This window comes from Bartonella sp. AP65SXKL, assembly GCF_042195725.1.
GTDB lineage: Bacteria > Pseudomonadota > Alphaproteobacteria > Rhizobiales > Rhizobiaceae > Bartonella.
The window spans coordinates 95,703-115,101 of the sequence record NZ_JBHIOW010000005.1 but is presented as its reverse complement, the minus strand read 5'-3'; the positions used below and the strand labels follow the sequence as shown (position 1 = coordinate 115,101).

24 protein-coding genes are annotated in these 19,399 nt (G+C 40.0%); 20 read left to right on the top strand and 4 right to left on the bottom strand.

Annotation, left to right across the window (positions count from 1 at the left end):
• The first annotated feature begins 26 nt into the window (after positions 1 to 26).
• The 15 genes from ACFIMP_RS04810 (at position 27) to ACFIMP_RS04740 (ending at position 9,968) form a co-directional block, all read left to right on the top strand.
• Positions 27 to 257, top strand: coding sequence for a hypothetical protein (locus tag ACFIMP_RS04810; protein WP_375686083.1), 231 nt, complete (start codon positions 27 to 29; stop codon positions 255 to 257).
• 1,057 nt (positions 258 to 1,314) lie between these two features.
• Positions 1,315 to 1,833, top strand: a complete 519-nt coding sequence (locus ACFIMP_RS04805; RefSeq protein WP_375686082.1) for a hypothetical protein — start codon at positions 1,315 to 1,317, stop codon at positions 1,831 to 1,833.
• An 8-nt stretch (positions 1,834 to 1,841) separates the two neighbouring features.
• On the top strand, positions 1,842 to 2,393 hold the full coding sequence (locus ACFIMP_RS04800; RefSeq protein ID WP_375622855.1) for a hypothetical protein: 552 nt from the start codon (positions 1,842 to 1,844) through the stop codon (positions 2,391 to 2,393).
• Positions 2,394 to 2,450: 57 nt separating this feature from the next.
• Positions 2,451 to 3,008, top strand: a complete 558-nt coding sequence (locus ACFIMP_RS04795) for a hypothetical protein (RefSeq protein WP_375653539.1) — start codon at positions 2,451 to 2,453, stop codon at positions 3,006 to 3,008.
• A gap of 198 nt (positions 3,009 to 3,206) precedes the next feature.
• On the top strand, positions 3,207 to 3,581 hold the full coding sequence (locus ACFIMP_RS04790; protein WP_375686081.1) for a hypothetical protein: 375 nt from the start codon (positions 3,207 to 3,209) through the stop codon (positions 3,579 to 3,581).
• A gap of 468 nt (positions 3,582 to 4,049) precedes the next feature.
• Entirely contained in the window at positions 4,050 to 4,253 is a 204-nt protein-coding gene (locus ACFIMP_RS04785; RefSeq protein WP_375686080.1) for a hypothetical protein, read from the top strand.
• A 374-nt stretch (positions 4,254 to 4,627) separates the two neighbouring features.
• Positions 4,628 to 4,780, top strand: a complete 153-nt coding sequence (locus ACFIMP_RS04780) for a hypothetical protein (RefSeq protein WP_375686079.1) — start codon at positions 4,628 to 4,630, stop codon at positions 4,778 to 4,780.
• 277 nt (positions 4,781 to 5,057) lie between these two features.
• Entirely contained in the window at positions 5,058 to 5,414 is a 357-nt protein-coding gene (locus tag ACFIMP_RS04775) for a hypothetical protein (protein ID WP_375686078.1), read from the top strand.
• Between the two features lie 230 nt (positions 5,415 to 5,644).
• The gene (locus ACFIMP_RS04770; protein ID WP_375686077.1) at positions 5,645 to 6,007 is read left to right on the top strand and encodes a hypothetical protein; all 363 of its coding nucleotides are present in this window, start codon (positions 5,645 to 5,647) and stop codon (positions 6,005 to 6,007) included.
• A gap of 230 nt (positions 6,008 to 6,237) precedes the next feature.
• Positions 6,238 to 6,603: a hypothetical protein gene (locus tag ACFIMP_RS04765; RefSeq protein ID WP_375627744.1), complete on the top strand. Its 366-nt coding sequence runs from the start codon at positions 6,238 to 6,240 to the stop codon at positions 6,601 to 6,603.
• A gap of 13 nt (positions 6,604 to 6,616) precedes the next feature.
• A complete protein-coding gene (locus tag ACFIMP_RS04760) occupies positions 6,617 to 7,768 on the top strand; it encodes a DUF6990 domain-containing protein (protein ID WP_375686076.1) in 1,152 nt (383 codons plus the stop codon).
• Between the two features lie 72 nt (positions 7,769 to 7,840).
• A complete protein-coding gene (locus tag ACFIMP_RS04755; RefSeq protein ID WP_375627743.1) occupies positions 7,841 to 8,215 on the top strand; it encodes a hypothetical protein in 375 nt (124 codons plus the stop codon).
• A 10-nt stretch (positions 8,216 to 8,225) separates the two neighbouring features.
• Positions 8,226 to 8,798, top strand: a complete 573-nt coding sequence (locus tag ACFIMP_RS04750) for a hypothetical protein (RefSeq protein WP_375646589.1) — start codon at positions 8,226 to 8,228, stop codon at positions 8,796 to 8,798.
• A 15-nt stretch (positions 8,799 to 8,813) separates the two neighbouring features.
• Positions 8,814 to 8,990, top strand: coding sequence for a hypothetical protein (locus ACFIMP_RS04745; RefSeq protein ID WP_375617936.1), 177 nt, complete (start codon positions 8,814 to 8,816; stop codon positions 8,988 to 8,990).
• A gap of 777 nt (positions 8,991 to 9,767) precedes the next feature.
• Positions 9,768 to 9,968 carry a hypothetical protein gene (locus tag ACFIMP_RS04740; RefSeq protein ID WP_375647052.1) on the top strand — a complete coding sequence of 67 codons (201 nt, stop codon included), beginning with the start codon at positions 9,768 to 9,770 and terminating at the stop codon, positions 9,966 to 9,968.
• Positions 9,969 to 10,828: 860 nt separating this feature from the next.
• Here the strand turns inward: ACFIMP_RS04740 and ACFIMP_RS04735 are convergent.
• The 3 genes from ACFIMP_RS04735 to ACFIMP_RS04725 all read right to left on the bottom strand — a co-directional run bounded on the left by ACFIMP_RS04735 (position 10,829) and on the right by ACFIMP_RS04725 (position 12,619).
• Entirely contained in the window at positions 10,829 to 11,344 is a 516-nt protein-coding gene (locus tag ACFIMP_RS04735; protein ID WP_375637680.1) for a Rossmann-fold NAD(P)-binding domain-containing protein, read from the bottom strand.
• 18 nt (positions 11,345 to 11,362) lie between these two features.
• Positions 11,363 to 11,926 carry an NADPH-dependent FMN reductase gene (locus ACFIMP_RS04730; protein WP_375611626.1) on the bottom strand — a complete coding sequence of 188 codons (564 nt, stop codon included), beginning with the start codon at positions 11,924 to 11,926 and terminating at the stop codon, positions 11,363 to 11,365.
• A gap of 489 nt (positions 11,927 to 12,415) precedes the next feature.
• Entirely contained in the window at positions 12,416 to 12,619 is a 204-nt protein-coding gene (locus tag ACFIMP_RS04725) for a hypothetical protein (protein ID WP_375686075.1), read from the bottom strand.
• A 490-nt stretch (positions 12,620 to 13,109) separates the two neighbouring features.
• Here ACFIMP_RS04725 and ACFIMP_RS04720 point away from each other — a divergent pair, with 490 nt between their 5' ends.
• From ACFIMP_RS04720 to ACFIMP_RS04700, 5 genes are all read left to right on the top strand, one after another.
• The gene (locus ACFIMP_RS04720) at positions 13,110 to 13,643 is read left to right on the top strand and encodes a hypothetical protein (protein ID WP_375653584.1); all 534 of its coding nucleotides are present in this window, start codon (positions 13,110 to 13,112) and stop codon (positions 13,641 to 13,643) included.
• A gap of 1,227 nt (positions 13,644 to 14,870) precedes the next feature.
• Positions 14,871 to 15,449, top strand: a complete 579-nt coding sequence (locus tag ACFIMP_RS04715; protein WP_375686074.1) for a hypothetical protein — start codon at positions 14,871 to 14,873, stop codon at positions 15,447 to 15,449.
• Positions 15,450 to 15,585: 136 nt separating this feature from the next.
• A complete protein-coding gene (locus ACFIMP_RS04710) occupies positions 15,586 to 15,765 on the top strand; it encodes a hypothetical protein (RefSeq protein ID WP_375613624.1) in 180 nt (59 codons plus the stop codon).
• A 380-nt stretch (positions 15,766 to 16,145) separates the two neighbouring features.
• Positions 16,146 to 16,523: a hypothetical protein gene (locus tag ACFIMP_RS04705; protein WP_375686073.1), complete on the top strand. Its 378-nt coding sequence runs from the start codon at positions 16,146 to 16,148 to the stop codon at positions 16,521 to 16,523.
• A 10-nt stretch (positions 16,524 to 16,533) separates the two neighbouring features.
• Complete coding sequence (locus ACFIMP_RS04700) at positions 16,534 to 17,697, top strand: DUF6990 domain-containing protein (protein WP_375686072.1); 1,164 nt, start codon at positions 16,534 to 16,536, stop codon at positions 17,695 to 17,697.
• A 923-nt stretch (positions 17,698 to 18,620) separates the two neighbouring features.
• Here ACFIMP_RS04700 and ACFIMP_RS04695 read toward each other — a convergent pair.
• A complete protein-coding gene (locus ACFIMP_RS04695) occupies positions 18,621 to 18,944 on the bottom strand; it encodes a hypothetical protein (RefSeq protein WP_375686071.1) in 324 nt (107 codons plus the stop codon).
• Positions 18,945 to 19,399: the final 455 nt, after the last annotated feature.

Below are 19,399 nucleotides of genomic sequence, written 5' to 3'. Positions count from 1 at the left end.
AAATATGCTATCTTTCTACGGTCATAGTGACAGCTCCAACGGTTATAACTGTTGTCGTTAAGATATGGAGAGGGAAGGACTTTTTTTCTCTTGTCGTATTCGAGCCGCTGGCATGGATGTTTGCCTGTACTTTTTTATTCTTACCGATTGTTTTTATTATGCGTTTTATCGTGACCCGTCAGTTGAACAAAATGATACGGCAATTAGAAGAAGAGCTTGAGCAGAAAGGAGCTCTCCCGTCATATTATACGATGTGAGTGAGGGGAAAAAGTGAAGAGAGGCTTTTGTTGAGCCTTGCTTTTGACTTGTTCATTAAGGAGCATGGGGGACACTTCTCGTTTTATGCTTTTTTATATTTGTGTCGTGTTTTTAAAAGAATTGAGGCTCTTGCTTGAGTTGAAGCTTTTGTTTGAGTGGGGCTTTTGCTTGAGTGGGATTCTTGCTTGAGTGCTGAGGGGAAAGTGAAGAGGGGCTGCTCTTGGGTTTCACTTGCTGTTTCTGTTCTCTTTAAGAGAGAAAATCTTGTAACTTATTTTCTTTTTATCAAGCATAAAAATGTGTTTTACCAAGCGATATTGAGAGCGAAAAATCTATACTTAAAGCAAAAGATATTCTGGTGTTTGGGGAAGAAGAGCCCATTTTCTTGCAGGTGGAGAGGTAAGACGCATAGAGAAGACGCGCCAAAAGCACACGTTTTGCTCCATAGCAAGTGTAACAGTGCTTTTAAAGGGCCTGGGGTAGAGGGGGAAAATTGAAAGAAAAGAGGGACATCTATTTATTTACGAGACCGCTAAGGACAGTTTCTCATCTCTGGATGAAAAAGGTTTTGTGCAATTTGGTTATGGAATTGTGAGAGACGCTGGTATCCATGCGGCGGCTTGCCAAATAATTAATCCTTATCATTTTAGGGCTTTATCATTTTGGGGGGACCAGATTGACAACGAGGCATTGAGGCAAAGGGGTGGATTTTAAGGCAAAGAGATTGAAAATTTTTGAGGAAAAGGTAAGCGTAAGGCGTTTACGTCGTGCACTTGAGGAAGCTTGAGATAAGGGCAATGAATGAGGTTGATTTGGGACTGAGGTTGATCTTGTCTGCGTGCTTGGCTTTCAATAGAACACCCTTCCTTGGGAAAAGGGGTGTTTTGGCTTGTAAGCGCGCATGTATAAGCGCGTATAGGGCAAATGAATAAAATACGTAGAGGGGATTTATAGTACTTGCATTACTCTGAGAAGGGTGCTAAGCGAATTTACCGCGCTGGTGGCGTGCTATCAAATATTGAAGAGTGGGAATTTTAGAAGTGGGGGAGTATCCGTATGATCGAAGATAAATCACAACACCAATCTGCCCATAAGGGAGATAAGGCTTTTGTATCGCAGCCAGTGTTGGATCAATCGGCAACTTTCAAAAAATGGATGATGCTTTCAACAGGCGATTATATCATCATTTGTTGTTTGGCTATCCTCTTGTTGGTGCTTTTTTCCGCGTCTGCCTATATGAGCCCTTTGGAATTTTTTCACGTTATATCCAAAGAACAGCTCCAAGCACTGGGACAAATGAAACAAGAAAGTCTTCAGGAAAGACTTCAGGAAAGTCTTAAACACCCTTTCCAAAATCCTATAATTCAGCATGTTCTTGATGCGGGGTGGAATAGTGTTTGGGCTTTTTTATGTTTCTTACCGCAAATAATTTTTGGCGTTCTTTTTGGTTTTTGTCCGCTCTTTTTTGTCTTTAACGCCGTATTTAAACGGGATGTGAAGGAAATGATGCTACAATGGGAAACCTTGCCAGAGCAGCAACAGCTAGACAACCAATCTCTTAACAGAAGACAATAGGGGGAAAAGTGAGTGCTTCTTTAATCATTGGAATGTTGATTGCCGTAGGAACGGCAATTTTTATTTGTTCTGCAATTTTTATGGTATTCCTTTCTACCGTGGTGACAATCGTTGCACTTTATTATTCGTTGATAAAACGGACAATCTTGTTATTGGTGACGCAGCGAAAATTAAAAAAGGGTGCAGCGCAGAATTTAGGGCATTATCAGGTAGAGGGTAGAGGACAGAGGACAGTTCTTGCAACACAGTTGCGTGCCTTTTCTTTTCAAGAATCTTTGCTTCTCTCAAAAAAAGATTATTTTATGATCTTTTCTATCGCCTTCGTTATGGTTGCACTTTGCACAGGTTTTGTCGTTTTTTCAGCTTTTCTTCCAAAATCTGCGGTTTTTTTGCACAATTACGTGCCTATGATAGTGCTTCACATTATTGATTTTGTCATGCGACTGCTGTTTTGGGTCTGGACATGTATTGTTGTTTCTTTACCTGTCATTTTAATTCTCCATAGTCTCCTTCAGTATGGCGTGCAAGAAACAGTAAAGGAATTAGAAACATTTGTTTGAGCAGAGAATAAAAATGATGATTTCACATCAATGCGATAGGGAAAAAAAGGGAGCATTATGATGCAGCATTTGGTTTTTTTAGGGTTCATTATCATTGCCATTTTAATGGTTATGGTTATGGTCAGGTTTCCTTACCTGTTGATCAAATATATCAGGTTATCTTTTAAACTCGCTCAAGGCTTGAAAAAGAGTACGACGCAACAAAAGCAAGCCATACAACAACTGCGCAATGATCTGGGAGAAATGAAAAGACACAATCTCGCCCATAAGACCCTTGATGCGAAAATGCGCTTTCTTAACTTCAAAGAATCTCTGCCTTTTTATTCAAAAGAATGTAAAATAATCTTTTTTATCCTTATTCTCTTTTCTGTTTTGCAATCTGCTTTCTCTATCGCAAATTTTGTATGGTGGAAAAATGATAGTGTTGCCTTTATCATGCAGCTGTTGAGCCTTATATGGTTAGGGATTCTTCTCTTTTCTCCGATCATTGGGATCATGTGCATGAAGTTAACGAGAAAATTGAACAAAATACTTCCACAATTGGAAGAAGCGATACAACAACGCGATCAGGCAATTCGTATGCAGAATGTGGTAGGGGGACAAAATGACGAGTAGTCTTATAACATTAATAGCCATTTCTTTCCTGTGTTTTACGCTCTTAGGTGTTTTAATATGGGCGCCAATCGTTGTCATTTATTACCTGTTTATCAAGCGTGCGCGGCTTTATTGTCGCGTGAAAAAGGAACTGAAATGCGTGCTGAATGAACGCGATATCGCCTTAAGACAGATCTCCCCAAAATAAAAAGCAGCAGAATGTTTGATAAAAAACAGCTTTCTCTTGTTTGGCAAGACTATAAAAAAATATTCTATCTTTCTACGGTCATGGCGACTGCTCCAATAGTTATAACTGTTGTCGTTAAGATATGGAGAGGGCAGGACTTTGTTTCTCTTGTCGTATTCGAGCCGCTGGCATGGATGCTTGCCTGTACTTTTTTATTCTTACCGATTGTTTTTATTATGCGTTTTATCGTGACCCGTCAGTTGAACAAAATGATACGGCAATTAGAAGAAGAGGTTGAGCAGAAAGGAGCTCCCGTCATATTATACGATGTGAGTGAGGGGAAAGTGAGCAAGGGAAAAGTGAGCGAGAGGAAAGTGAGCAAGGGGAAAATGAGCGAGGGAAAGTGAGCGAGGGAAAGTGAGCGAGGGAAAGTGAGCGAGGGAAAGTGAGCGAGGGGAAAAAGTGAAGAGAGGCTTTTGTTGAGCCTTGCTTTTGACTTGTTCATTAAGGTGCATGGGTGTACTTCTCGTTTTATGCTTTTTTATATTTGTGTCGTGTTTTTAAAAGAATTGAGGCTTTTGTTTGAGTGGGGCTTTTGCTTGAGTAGGATTCTTGCTTGAGTGCTGAGGGGAAAGTGAAGAGAGGCTGCTCTTGGACTTTACTTGCTGTTTCTGTTCTCTTTAAGAGAGAAAATCTTGTAATTTATTTTCTTTTTATCAAGCATAAAAATGTGTCTTACCAAGCGATATTGAGAGCGAAAAATCTATACTTAAAGCAAAAGATATTCTGGTGTTTGGGGAAGAAGAGCCCATTTTCTTGCAGGTGGAGAGGCAAGACGCATAGAGAAGGTGAGCCAAAAGCACACGTTTTGCTCCATGGAAAGTGTAACAGTGCTTTTAAAAAGCTTGGGGTGGAGGGGAAAAATTGAAAGAAAAGAGGGACATCTATTTATTTACGAGACCGTTATTTATTTACGAGACCGTGAAGGACAGTTTCTCTCTCTGGATGAAAAAGGTTTTGTGCAATTTGGTTATGGAATTGTGAGAGCGCTGGTATTCATGCGGCGGCTTGCCAAATAATTAATCCTTATCATTTTAGGGCTTTATCATTTTGGGGGGGGACAGATTGACAACGAGGCATTGAGGCAAAGGGGTGGATTTTAAGGCAAAGGGATTGAAATTTTTTGAGGAAGAGGTAAGCGTAAGGCATTTATGCTGTGTACTTGAGGAAGTTTTTGATGAGGGCAATGAATGAGGTTGATCTGGGACTGAGGTTGATCTTGTCTGCGTGCTTGGCTTTCAATAGAGCACCCTTCCTTGGGGAAAGGAAATTGTGCTATCTCTCAAGTGGCTTCTTCTTTACTTGCACACCCTTGTGGTTTTGACATTGCTTGGTGATGTTAACATTTGGCAGCTTTCTCATAAAAGCTTTATGGAAGGTGAAAGTTTGGGCTTTGAAAAAAATATCGAAAAAATCAATTTGGGCCGGTTTTGTTGATGATTTTAATCGTCATAAAGACAAAGCAACCTCGTTACGATTTTCTTGCACTCGTTTGCTTCTTCTTTGGAAAGCAGCTTATCTTCCTGAAAATAAAAAGAGCACTTAGAATTTTAGAGTCAGAGACCCAAATTTGTGCAATAGAAGAAGATATTTTATGAAAATTTGATCGAGGAGAAAAGAGAAGCCTTAAGATAATAGGGGTACACTGTGAGTGATGAAAACATGATGTTTGAAGTTGATGAAAAAAAAGGCATCCCTGATATTGTCTTTATAAAAGATGAGGGATACAAACGCTTGATATTGATGAGCTCTCATTCATTGTGAGGACGAAAGCTTCGGTTCATGAAAATGGCTTAGAAATTGAAACAAATGAGGGATAAAAAATGAGGGGCAATGGAAAAAATTCACCATTGGATAAAGAACCACGGTCTTTTTCGCTGGAAGAAGCGTTTTTGACAAGTAAAAATTATAAAGTCATTTTTTTCATTGCTTTCATTGTGGCAGCTTTTATAATGGCATTCTTTATGTTTTTTAAGTGGGATTTGACAGGGTGGTGGAATTATATCCTGTTCATTTTAACATTAATATTGGTTTTTATATCAGCGCTTCTTTTTGTACTCATTCCTGTTGCCTTTGTGGTCCGTATCATCTTTACGCGTTTGTTGAAAAAAAAGATCGAGCAGTTGGATCAAGAAATCTGGCAGCGAAGAAAAACGGCTTACCAACAAAACCGCGCGTGAAGGGAGGGCAGAAAATGAATACTGGTCTTTATATATTCTCATGCGTTGTAGGAGAGACCTTCTCTTCGTGCGATGTTTGAAGGTGATGGAAAAAAATGCACCCTTGATATTGTCTTTATAAAAGATGAAGGATACAAGCGCTTGATATTGATGAACCCTCATTCATTGTGAGGACGAAAGCTTCGGTTCATGAAAATGGCTTAAAAATTGAAACAAATGAGGGATAAAAAATGAGGGGCAATGGAAAAAATTCACCATTGGATAAAGAACCACGGACTTTTGCGCTTGAAGAAGCGTTTTTGACAAGCAAAAATTATAAAGTCATTTTTTTCATTGCTTTCATTGTGGCAGCTTTAAGAACGGCTCTCTTCATACCAATGTGGCTTGAGTGGAAGTTGGCGGGATGGGAAGGGGATGTCATAACAGTTCTCTTTTGCATCGTGCAGGTTATATTAGATTTAATTTTTGTACTCATTCCTGTTGCCTTTGTGGTCCGTATCATCTTTACGCGTTTGTTGAAAAAAAAGATCGAGCAGTTGGATCAAGAAATCTGGCAGCGAAGAAAAACGGCTTACCAACAAAACCGCGCGTGAAGGGAGGGCAGAAAATGAATACTGGTCTTTATATATTCTCATGCGTTGTAGGAGAGACCTTCTCTTCGTGCGATGTTTGAAGGTGATGGAAAAAAATGCACCCTTGATATTGTCTTTATAAAAGATGAAGGATACAAGCGCTTGATATTGATGAACCCTCATTCATTGTGAGGACGAAAGCTTCGGTTCATGAAAATGGCTTAAAAATTGAAACAAATGAGGGATAAAAAATGAGGGGCAATGGAAAAAATTCACCATTGGATAAAGAACCACGGACTTTTGCGCTTGAAGAAGCGTTTCTGACACGCAAAAATTATAAAGTCATCTTTTGTATTGCTTTCATTGTGGCAGCTTTAAGAATGGCTCTTCGCTTCGTACCCATGTTGCTTGGGTGGAAGTTGGCGGAGTGGGAAGGGGATGTCGTGGCAGCTCTCTCGTTAATTATGGAGCTTATATCATGGTTTATTTTTTTGTTCATCCCTGTTGCCTTTGTGGTTCGTATCATTTTCACGGTTCTGTTGAAAGAAAAGATCGATATGTTGGAGCAAGCAATCTGGAAGCGGAGAAAAACCGCTTCTCAACAAAACAGCGCATGAAGGGGCGGGGAAAATGATAGATATTAAAATAATGGATATTGTTGTTGTACTCTCGTGGGGTGTGGGCTTGACGCTTTTCACGCTGCTTTCTGCCGTGGTCATGATGTTTATTTGGGCATTGTATTACTCTACTTTCAAGCGGGTGAGGCTGTATTGCCAAGTGACAAAAGAATTAAGCCGCGTGCTTGAACAACCTGTCGTTTTTGAGCCGTCTAGTGGGGAAATGCCGATGATTAAGCCGTTATCTGAGGAAAAAGAGTTTTCTCTTTCTGATGAGGAAATCTTAACGATGGAAAGTGCAACGGCGCTTTTAAAGAGTTTGGGGTGGAAGGTGGAAATTGAAGGAAAAGGAGATCATTTGGCCACCTATTATTTACCAGATCGTGAAGTGCAGTTTCTTTATAATGCTGAGAAGGGGTATCCGCGATTTGATTGTGCAATTGCAGTGGTTTCTGGTATCCATGCGGCGGCTTGCCAAACGATAGACCCTTATAATTCTGGAGGCTTGGTTGCTCTTGAATTGAGTTTTGATGTGAAGGGGTTGGAAATTTTTGAAGAAAAGGTAAGCGTTGGATGTTTACGTCGTGCACTCGAGAAAGCTTTAGATGAGGCAATGACTGAGGTTGATCTTGGCAAGATGCTTCACTCTCAATATAGAATCCTGCCTTGGGAAAACAAAACGGTGGTCCCTCGGTTGGCTTCTTATTCCCTGCGTTATCTTGCGGCTCTGGCTTTGATGGGCGATGTTGAAACCTTACACTCTTATCACAAAAGCTTTATGGAAGGTGAGAAGCTGGGCTTTGAAACAAGCATCGAAGAGGAGCATCTGGAACGCGCAATGGTGATTGCTCAAGCGGTAGAAAAGACAAAGCAACCCAGTTACGATTTGCTTCAACAGGCGGCAAAGAATTTTTCCATGGAGGTGGAAAGCTATGAATGTTTTAGAGCTACAGATCCCAATTTGTGCAATAGAAGAAGAGATTCTTATGAAAATTTGATCGAGGAAAAAAGAGAAGAATTAAGGCAACAGGGATATTTTGTTTACGAAAAGGACGCGATTTGTGAAGTTGATGGAAAAAACTATCGTCCTCATATTCTTTACATAAAGGATGGGGAGTTAGAATATATGGATGTAGAAATTAGGGTTGAGGAAAAAAATTATTGAGAAAAATAAAGAGTTTAGATAAATTAAAAAGAGCTTAAACCTAAAAATAGAGCGTAAAAGCAGAGGGGAACAATGCAGGAGAAAAAAGCAACATTTGAAGAGTCTTTCTTTTCATTTAGAAAATTTATGGTGTCTTCAGTGGAAAGGCGTAAAGGGGTGGGACGGTGTAAAATAATAGGGCACCGCTTTTTTATCATGTTTTGTACATGCCTTATCATGATGGCTTTAGAAGTTCCTGCGGGTGCAAAGTCTCTGGTACAGCCGTTGCAATGGACAAGATGGGAAGGAATTGGTTCTCTTATTTTTCTCTTACCAGTGTTGATATGGTTTTGTCTTCTCACACCCCTTCCTATTTTGTGGGGCATTTGTCGTTTTAAAGAGCGTAAATTGGAAAAAATAAAGAAAAAACTAAAAGAAAAAATAAAGCAGCAAGAGATTAATCAATGAGGTTATACGCATGAGGAGTGAGGCCGCGGTTTTTGTTTTGTTTCTGCCGATTGGATGTTTTCTTCTAAATGCAGTTACAGTTTTTGCCATTTTTGTGAATATGATTATTGTGGCGCCTTATTATTCTTTAATAAAGCGTTTGAGGCTCTATTACAGAGTGAAAAAACAAAGACGTTTGATGAAAGAACATCCACAGCGTTTTTGTTTCTTTGAAAAAAGCGGAAAAGAAAAAGAGAGAGTGCCGCAAAACTTAGCACTAGAAACAAAGATAAGTTCCTATTCGTTAAAAAAATGGCTCGCTTTTTCACGCAAAGATTATATCCTCCACGCATGCCTCTCTTTCATCATTATATTTTTCAAAGCTTATGTCTATGTGATTTTCTTTAAAGGGATAGATGAGATAGATGAGAGCAGATTTGAATATTTTGCCATTCTCTTGCTTTTCTGGTTTTTTTTATCGGTATGTATTTTTGCAACGATCCCTGTTGTTGTGATCCTTCGTGAAATTTTAACTCATCGATTGAAAAAGAAGATTCAGCAATTGGAAGAAGTGACTGAAGCAACCCAATCAATCAATTTATAAAGAGAAGGGAATAAAATGCATTACGCAATGGCGGCAGCTTACACGCTGATTTTGATCATTCTGCTGGGGGGTATTTTTGATTTTTTCTTAACAATACCCATTGTGGCACTGTATATTTCTTTTATCAAGCGTTTGATCTCGTATTACAAGGTTACCAAACAATTAAATGCAGCGCTGAAAAAGCGCATGTAGTGCTCGTGTCATGGGGGAGGCGTAAGTTTTAGATCATGCCATTGCTTCATGGCTTGGGGAGGAGGGCATCGATTGTTTTTCTCATTTTACGCTGATCTCTGGGGGAATGGGGTAATGGAGGAATGGAGGGGGTTTGGGGGAAAAGGGCTGATGATGGCAATGAATAGGCTGGTGATAGGTTTGTAATAGGCTTGTATAGGCTTTAATGGGGCGGTTTATCGGCAGTTTGCTTGTTTTCTGTGAATTTGCAAAATCGTAAAAACGTGGAACTGTAAAAGGGTGTGTGGTTGCTCAAGAGCTGTGACGGTTGTGGGGCGGTTGGGGAGAAGAGGGTGCCAATGGGGGAATGGAGGGCATTGGGGGAAAAGGGCTGATGGCAATGAATAGGCTGATGATAGGTTTGTAATAGGCTTGTATAGGCTTTAATGGGGCGGTTTATCGGCAGTTTTGTTGTTTTCTGTGAATTTGCAAAATCGTAAAAACGTGTAACTGTAATAGGGGGTGTGGTTGGTCAAGAGCCGTGATGGTTGTGGGGAGGATATGGGGTAAAGAGGGTGCCAATGGAGGCGTAAAGGTTGGATTGTGCAATGCGTCAAAATTGGAATGGGGGAATGGGGGAATGTGGGAATGGAGGGCGTTGGGGGAAAAGGGCTGATGGCAATGAATAGGCTGGTGATAGGTTTGTAATAGGCTTGTATAGGCTTTAATGGGGCGGTTTATCGGCAGTTTGCTTGTTTTCTGTAAATTTTCAAAATCGTAAAAACGTGAAACTGTAAAATGGTGTGTGATTGGTCAAGAGCCGTGAGGGTTGTGGGGCGGTTGGGGAGAAAAGGTGCCAATGGAGGATGGTTGGATTGTGAAATGCGTCAAAATTGGAATGTGGGAAGTGGGAATGGAGGGCGTTGGGGGAATGTGGGAATGGAGGGCGTTGGGGGAAAAGGGTTGATGGCAATGAATAGGCTGGTGATAGGTTTGTAATAGGCTGATGATAGGCTTTAATGGGGCGGTTTATCGGAAGTTTGTTATTTTCTGTGAATTTGCAAAATCGTAAAAACGTGGAACTGTAAAAAGGTGTGTGGTTGCTCAAGAGCCGTGATGGTTGTGGGGAGGATATGGGGAGAAGAGGGTGCCAATGGAGGTGTAAAGGTTGGATTGTGCAATGTGTCATTGGAATGGGGGATTGGGGAATTGGGGTAATGGAGGGCGTTGGGGGAAAAGGGAAGTGTGTGTGGAATGGTGTTGAAAAGATAAGGAAAATAAAGTGCGCGTGTGGCACTGTATATTTCTTTATCAAGCGTTTGATCTCTTATTACAAGGTTACCAAACAATTAAACGCAGCGCTGAAAAAGCGCATGTAGTGCTCGTGTCATGGGGGAGGCGTAAGTTTTAGATCATGCCATTTCTTCACGGCTTGGGAGGAGGGCATCGATTGTTTTTCTCATTTTACGCTGATCTCTGGGGGAAAAGGGCTGTTGGCAATGAATAGGCTGATGATAGGTTTGTAATAGGCTTGTATAGGCTTTAATGGGGCGGTTTATCGGCAGTTTTGTTGTTTTCTGTGAATTTGCAAAATCGTAAAAACGTGGAACTGTAAAAAGGTGTGTGGTTGGTCAAGAGCTGTGATGGTTGTGAGAGGGGGATAAGCCCGTGTGAGAAGGGTTAGAAAAACATTTGGTTTTGGAGCTGTTGATATAGGCATGCTGTTTAGAGGCGTAAGGGAGGGGGATTGTTCGTTCTCAAAGCCTATGATGTAAGAGAGTATGGGCTATTCAAGAGGGTGTTCGGGTATGGATAGAGATTGAAGGGGCACTGCTTCTTTGCAAAGCCATAGGTGTTGCTCATAAGTTTTGTTTATTCATATGGTTTTTTATGGCATCCAGTACCTGTTGGCTTATCTCCTTATGGGTCAGCCATCGTAAACCTTTGGGCGTTGTTTTTTGTCCTAATTGAATGGGGATAAAATCAACCTTGTTTTTGCGCGCGCACTCGAGGATCATTTGATCATGCATGTTGGAACCAAAAATATGAAGAATACATGGCGGTTTAGGCAAAAGAGCCAACTGCTCAATTAATGCGCAAGAAAATGCATAGGCGGGCGAATGAATCCATAATATGCAATATTTTAGATCATGCCATTGCTTCACAGCTTCTAAAAATTGCGCCTTTGATGCCGCACAATCATAATCCAACGACACGCACAACTGTTTGTTGTGCAATGCCTCAAGCTGGACTTTATGGGAAAGAAAGCGTGCAGCAATAATCACTTCTTGCGGCTTTAGTGATTGATACAAAGGGGCAAGCATCCCTGTGCCCCCTACCACTAAATAACGATAGTGCGCATCCTTTTTTTTCATGCCCCCTCCCTTATTGCTTTAAATCCCACCTCTTTGCTTTAAAAATGTGTACATTTCATCAGCAAGTCTTTCACAACGGGTTTGTACCTCTTCACTTATAACTTTCCAAGTACGACCTTCATCGTCTGAGGAAAAATCTTCGTTGGAGGAGGCGATTTGACATTGGAGTGTGTAACCATAAAGCGTGTGCACCACCGGCACTAAATGTTCACACGGTTGTGCGCATTTTTTGGCCGTACTCCCATGAGAGATAAGTCCAACAGGTTTATTTAAAAAGGCATTATAGCTCAAATTATCAAGAGCATTTTTTAAAACACCCGAATAAGATCCTTGATAAACAGGGCTTGCTAGAATAACGCCATCAGCCGCGGCAATGGTTTTGACAAACTCACGGACCGCAGCACTTGGATTAGCCTCTACCTGCTGATGATAATCGGGATCTGTCATCGGCAAGGGCTGTTCACGCAAATCAACCCAATGAAGTGATGCACCCCGCTTTATGAGGCAATCCGCTAAATAACTGGCTAAAGTTCTTGTTAAGGAAGGTTGACGCACAGACCCCAAAATAATTGCTATATTCAACAGGATTCTCCTTTATCTTTTCCCCACAAGCCTATAACGCAAGGCTTATAAAGAAGTGTGAGTAAAATGGCGCGTATCAATGCTGTTTATAAAGAGCAATTGTAATGATATCGCATCATCATAGAATCAGTCCATGCTAACAAGATTGTTGACAAAACAACACCTCAAACTTGCAAGGGAATGTTAGTGCTTTCATTAATATTAAAATGCTTGATCTCAAAAGTAGCGGCTGTTTCTCTGTCTTAGAAGCGCTTTGATGAATATATTCTGAGCTATTGGCTTGCAAGATCCCCAATGAAAAAAGGAATATATCGTCATATTTTGAATGATCATTGATCCTTTTTAATTGGAATAAGAAAGTTGTAAGATTTTCTCATTTCAAATGCTCTTATTGCGCGATCATTTGCAAATCAATGGAAGTTCCTTTTTTCATGTCTTAAGTGGGGGGCGGAAAACAATGGAGAAAAGAATAAAAATGCTTCGATCTTTTCAAGAGATAAGGGCTATCGTAGAGGCTAGATAGGGCTGTTGTAGGGGGCGGGCGGTATGGCTGTTTTTTGGGCAGGGCGGTATGGCTGTTGTAAGGGGGCGGGCGGTATGGCTGTTGTAGGGGGCGGGCGGTATGGCTGTTTGTAGGGGCAGAGTGGTATGGCTGTTTGTAGGGGGCAGCGGTATGGCTGTTTGTAGGGGCAAGCGGGTATGGTTGTTGTAGGGGGCAGCGGTATGGCTGTTTTTTGGGCAGGGGTGGGGTTGTCGTAGGAGCCTTAGGCTAATGGGGTTGTCCGTGTTGAGGAACGAGTTATGGCGTAGCTTGTTGCAAGGGAGGGTAAGGCTATTGTAGAGGCCGCAGGGGGCGTATATGAATGGCGCCGGATTACATTTTTTATTGAAACAATAGGGGTGATAGAGTTTATAGTAAGGGGATATATTCATGGGGGCGCTATTGTTATCCTCTTCATGGGGGCTATTCATGAAATGGGGGTGGTGCGCGTTGGTTTGGAAGTGTTGAGAGATTTCTTTAAAACAAGCACGTGAATTGGCAAAACTATTGGCAACATAAATATGCAATACGAGTATTTTCTGGGGTGTTCTATTTGACGACAATGGATGCAATTGTGCTTTGAGAGATTATGCGTATCCTTATAAAGTTAGGGACAAACAGTTGTATAAAAGGGAAGAGCAAATGAAGGGGGAAAATTCCACATTTTATAACAAACGGTGCTCTCTTTTTTTTGGAAAATCATTTCGTTCTTATAAAGATCATATGATTATTTGTCTTATTTCTATCCTTGTTGGGATAGGTTATAAAGCTCTTTTGATCCCATTAGAAGCCAAGTGGTCGTTGAGTGTATCGCAGGATAGCACTCTTTTAGCGCTTTTTGTGCTACGTGAAGTCATCATGGTTGTTGTTGTTGCCTCGATGCCTGTTTTATTGGTGCTTTATCTCATCTTAACGTATTTGTTGAAAAAAAGGATTCAGAATTTAGAAGAGGCTATCCAGCAACGGGGTCACACAATCGATCAACAAAATAATCCAGTAAAAAAGGATAGAGAAAAAATAAGCTGTTTTTTTATCGTATACTTTTGGTTGATATTTCTGCTAAACGTCTTTTTTCCTGCGGGTGTTGTCATGCTCATTTTAGAATTTTATTATTTTGTTTTCAAGCAGGTGAGAACGTATTGTAGAGTGAAACGGGAATTAAAACGCATAAGATAAAGAGAGTGACAAGGCGCTTTTGTCGCTATCGTAAGGGGGGAGAGGCAATGTTTGGAAGCTCGTGACACAAGAAGAGGGGATGGTTGGAAAATTATCAGGCAAAGAGGAGAGCCTATTTTCGTTTGTAATGAGGAGGATGCTCTTAATCATTTGGAAGAGCAACCACGCTTTTAGAAAATTGGGGTCTTTTGTTGAAAATAAGGGAAACACTATGCATCGCACTTTTCGTGGTTCTTAAAAGAGCGGGCATGAAATAAAGAAATGCGTTTTTCATAAAAAGGAAGAGCAATGAAGGGGAAAAATTCAGCATTTTATTCAGCATTTTATAATGAACTACGCTATTTTTTCGAAAAAAGTGTTTTTTCTGAGGAAGAGCGTGTTGTCATTTGTTTTCTCTCACTCATTATTGAGCTATGGAACAGGATTTTCTTTCTTGAGCTGTGGAACAGGATTCTCTCTCTCTCATCCTTGGATAGCAAAGAGTACAGCATTTTTTCTCTTGAGCTGTGGAACAAGATTTTCTTTCTCCTATCCTTGGGTAGCAATGGGGAACGGACAGGGTGGTGGGATACACCTCTTTTTCTCTCTCTGTATGCGTTTTGGAAAGTTATTATAGTGTGTGTTTTGGTCTTATTCCCAGTTATGTTGATACTCTACATCACATTGTGGTTTTTGTTGAGAAAAAATACTCAAAAATTGAAAGAAATAAACCAGCAACGGGGTAAAATAACCGATCAAAAGGATCGATATAAAAAAGGCGATAGAGAAAAAAGGGGTGATATTCTTGTCATGATATTTGTTTTCGTGCTTATGTGTGTGACATTGGTGGTTGCTTGTATTCCCATGATGATTTTAGAACTTTATTATGGTGTCTTTAAGCAGGTGAGAACGTATCGTAGAATGAGACGGCTACTAAAACGCGTAAGATAAAGAGAGTGACAAGGCGCTTTTGTCGCTATCGTAAGGGGGGAGAGGCAATGTTTGGAAGCTCGTGACACAAGAAGAGGGGAGGATGAATGGTTGGAAAATCATCAGGCAAAGAGGAGAGCCTATTTTCGTTTGTAATGAGGAGGATGCTCTTAATCATTGGGAAGAGTAACCGCGCTTTTAGAAAGTTGGGGGGTTTTATTAAAAATAAGGAAAGCGCCATGCATCGCACTTTTCGTGGTTCTTAAAAAAGCGGGCATGAGATAAAGAAATGCATTTTTCATAAAAAAAGGAAGAGCAATGAAGGGGAAAAATTCAGCATTTTATTCAGCATTTTATAATGAACTACGCTATTTTTCTGGGAAAGATTATTTTTCTGTGCGAGAGTGTGTTGTCATTTGGTTCCTCTCGCTCATTATTGAGTTGTGCAACAGGATTTTATTTTTCCCATCCTTGGGTAGCCAAGAGAACTTGACAGGGTGGCAGGATACACCCCTTTTTCTCTCTCTGTATGCGTTTTGGCAAGTTATTACAGTGTGTGTTTGGGTCTTGTTTCCAGTTCTGTACATACTCTTCATAACATTGTGGCTTTTGTTGAGAAAAAATACTCAAAAATTGAAAGAAATAAACCTGCAACGGGGTAAAATAACCGATCAAAAGGATTGGTATAAAAAAGGCGATAGAGAAAAATGGAGTGATATTCTTGTTACAATATTCGGTCTCGTGCTTCTGTTCGTGACACTGTGGGTTGCTTGTATTCCTATGATGATTTTACAACTTTATTATGGTGTCTTTAAGCAGGTGAGAACGTATCGCTGTTTAAGAAAAGAACTGAAAAACGTCTTGCAAGAACAGGATACAGCGCTTGAGAAGTCATGAGAGGGAAAAAATAATGAAGAAATTATGAGAGATTCAGCCTTTATAGGGATTGCTCTCTATACCATTTTGCCTTTGATATGTTTTGGTGTTTTTTATGGGGTGTCCGTAAAACATTGCTTTAAAGGAGCAGTGTTGGGTGGCATTGAGTGGAAGAAAAGCCGATTATGGATCAGTGTTGATTAAAGGGAATAAGAGCCCGTGGGGTTTAGAGCCTAGAGTGAGCGCTTGGGACTTACTTTATCGTTTGAGGCGTGAGGAAGGAACGGTTTTGCTCGTAGGGGCGCGCGGTATATGGGTTGTTTTCGTATTTTTATGAGCCTTGTTCATTCAAGCTTTGAAATGAATCCTATTGAAGTGGGGATGCAGGGTCATTTTCTTGAAAATAGGAGAATTTTTAGGAAGAAAAAGCTGAATTGTGACTATTGTTTATAGATTAGTACGGTTTGAAAATCTTTATTGTTTGCAATGTGAGGAAGGTAAGAGGGTAGCAAGGTAGCAGGAATATTATAGTTTTTATTATGACGTAAGCCATAACGACCTGTGTACTTTTCTTGATTTCGGTGATATTTGGGTTTTGCATCATCATAATGCGTAAATTGGAAAAAAAGATCCAGAAACGAGAAGAGGCAATCTCTGTGTGATAGCAAATAAGCTCTCTGTCACACGGGGTCTTTTCAAAGAGTGAGAGGGGAATACATGAAGGAGCAAAATTGGGCATCAGAGCAAGAAACGCATAAAGGAGCGCATTCTTTTTCGCTCCAGCACGTGTTGCTTTCAGCAAAGGATTATAAAATTATCTTTGCTATTGCGGTTCTCATTATCATGTGGAAAATGGTTCTAGAAATACCAGGTGTATTGAATTGGCAGCTGACAGGGTGGCAATATGTTGTGCATGCCGTTCTCTTTAAAACAACGGACATCATAATGGTCTGTGTTATTATTTTTATTCCGGTTATGTTACGGCTTCGCACCAAAGTGACGGGTGAGTTGTACAAAAATATTCAGAAACTAGAAGAAGCAATCTCGGTGCGAGAGCACATAAGCTCTCTGTCGCACGGGCTTTGTAAAGACTGAGAGGGGAAAAATGAACAGTGATCCTATAGCCGTATTTCTATTAGATCCCCTGTTCTGGGTATTTATTGTTATTTGCATGATCATTATCATGCTTGTTTTAGCTCTTTATACCTCTGTCTTTAAACGGATGAAAATGAATTTCCAAGTGAAAGGCGAGCTGGAAAGAGTGCTTAAAGAAAATGATCTTGCAACGCAGCAGTTTTGGAAAGATGAAGCCGTGGTGCAGAAGAGGCGTTTGCAACTAAAGGAAAAAGAGTTCTCTGCCGATTATGATGATGATGAAATTCTCACGATAGAAAGTGCAACAGGGCTTTTAAAAAGCTTGGGATGGTCGGTGGAAATCGAGGGAAAGGGAGATTATTTGGCAACCCTCTTTTTACCAGATCGCGAAGTGCAGTTTCTTTATAACGAGCAACGAGTGGAAGAGTTTTCGCCCTTTGATCGCGGACTTTTAATTATGAGCGGTATTTTTGCGGCGGCTTGTCAGACGATTAATCCTCATAATTCTGGGGTTGTGCCAACGGTATTTATGAATTTTGTACCCAATGGATTGGAAATTTTTGAAGAAAAAGTGAGCGTCCAGCTTTTAAAGAAAGCACTCGATAAAACTTTAAAATGGACAATGGAAGATGATTCTTTGCATGAAATGTTTCGCTCTCAATATGGTATTCCCCCTTGGGAAAAAGACTCTTTATCTTGGGCAACGGATGATGACATAGAGCTCGCACCTTATGCTTTGCTGCATCTTGCTGCTCTTGCCTTACTGGGTGATGTTGAGACTTTAGCTTCTTATGACGAAAGTTTTACGTCAGGGGAGAAGCTTGGCTTTGATGAAACCATTGAAAAAGTCCATTTGGAACGCGCGATGGTGATCGCTCAAGAAGTGAAAAGGGAAGGAAAGTTCAGTTACGATCTACTGGAACGGGTTGCTGAGAAGTGGTCTATAGCCATGGACTATCAGCTTTTTAGAGATAGAAACCTTAATTTGTGTAATCAAAAACGAGATTTTCATAAAAAATTAGTTGAGGAGAAAAAACAAGAATTAAGAGAACAAGGATTTGAAGGGGTGAGTGATGAACAGTTCGTGTTTGAAGCAGAGGGGGTAAAACATGCTCCTGATATTACTTATATTAAAGATGGTAAAATCGCATTTATGGATATAAAAATTGATTAGTTTATTCTCCTGTTGAAGAAAAGCACTTTTATTTAAAAGATGTGAAAGCGTCTCAATCATGGCGCTTTCACATCTTTCTTACCAGAGCAAAATAAAGGGTTCGAAAAATCAAGAATAATAGCCAAGATTTTAAAAAATAGACTGGAAATGGCTTGATCCTCAAGAATAGAGGAGAAAAATCAATTATAAATTCTACTCTCTTCTTTAAGATGGTTTTGTTGTTTTGTTAGAAAATTCTCATAAATTATCGCTTATTCAAGCGGTATGAGGGAAAGGTCCATTGACTAAAGCGCTATGGGGGGAGCTCCATTGACTAAAGGCGCTATGGGGAAGCTCTATTGACTAAAGTGCTATGGGAGGGAAGCTAGGGGGTAGAGCCTTTGTCATTTGAGGTGAGAGGAAGGCAAAAAATGGCATTTTTGAGCAGTGTTAAGCTCTTTTGCCTTTGAGGTGTTTTTTGTCTTTCTAAGAAGTCCTTGCCAATGAAGCAGCGCTTGTTAAGCTTCAACAGTGTTTCAGTATGGTGATATTGATATAAAAAGTTATGGTGTTTTTGTGTTTTTCAGTCTGCTTCATGGAGATCTGTAAACCAATCCGATGACAGAGGAGATGCAGGGTCATTTTCTTGAAAACAGAAGAATTTTTGGGAAGAACAAGAAGATTGCGGACCCTTATTAACGAAAGCGCTATGGGAGCGAAGCTAGGGAGTTAGAGCCTTTGTCATTTGAGATGTGAGACAAGTAAAAATGGCATTTTTGAAGGCGATGATATTTGGCCAATAAAAATAAAAACACAATAAAAACTAAACTAAAACAAAGGAAAAATTAAACTAAAAAAGGCCCCATTTTATAAAGGGCCTTTTTATTTAAATTTTACAATATATACAAAATGTATATAACCTTACTTTAAGAACTTTTTGTATCTTATATTCTAGTAGCAACAAGTTGTACGAAATATATAATAAGTGATCCTAAAAAACCAGCTATTGCATTCAATAAATTTTCTGCTTTATCGTATATATCGTCGATTGATGCTTGTTCTGATGCGCTTCTATTACTGACTCTCAGTATATTCAATGTATCCGATGTGTCCCTTACTTGTTTAACAAACTGTAAATTTGTTTTCTCAATAGTATAAGGAGCAACAATAGGAGAGGGTTGTTTATTGACTATACGATCAGATTTTTGAATCGCGAGAGCTAAACCACTTGTAATAGCCCCAGCTATGAAAAAATATCTGATATTCATAGTTTTTCTCCTATATTTATTTCGATAAATAAATATCGATACGTATCATATATAAATTCGATTTAAATAACTATAGTAAAAATACAACAATCACAAAAAAGAATAAACTTTGTCTATATTTTGACAAAATTTACTCTTAATTGCCTTAATGAATTCTTTCAGATTCGATTTTATGAAGGCGTAAAAAAGTTTGAAAGCTCTGTAGGCAAGTGGAATCCCATAAGGTGGGTGATACAATAGTTGCTAGCAAACTTCTTTTTGTGCCTTTGACCAAGGATTCATAAAAATGAGGGTTCATAAAAATGAGATGCGATGAAAATTGAGTAAAACCCTTGAAGGGAAGGATGCACTCTTTTTAAGGCGCGGAGTGCATCCTCTTATGGATTGGATACTGCCTTTATGAGGGTTTGGCAGTTTCCGTTGAGGGGAAGGATGCACTCTTTTTGAGGGCTGGA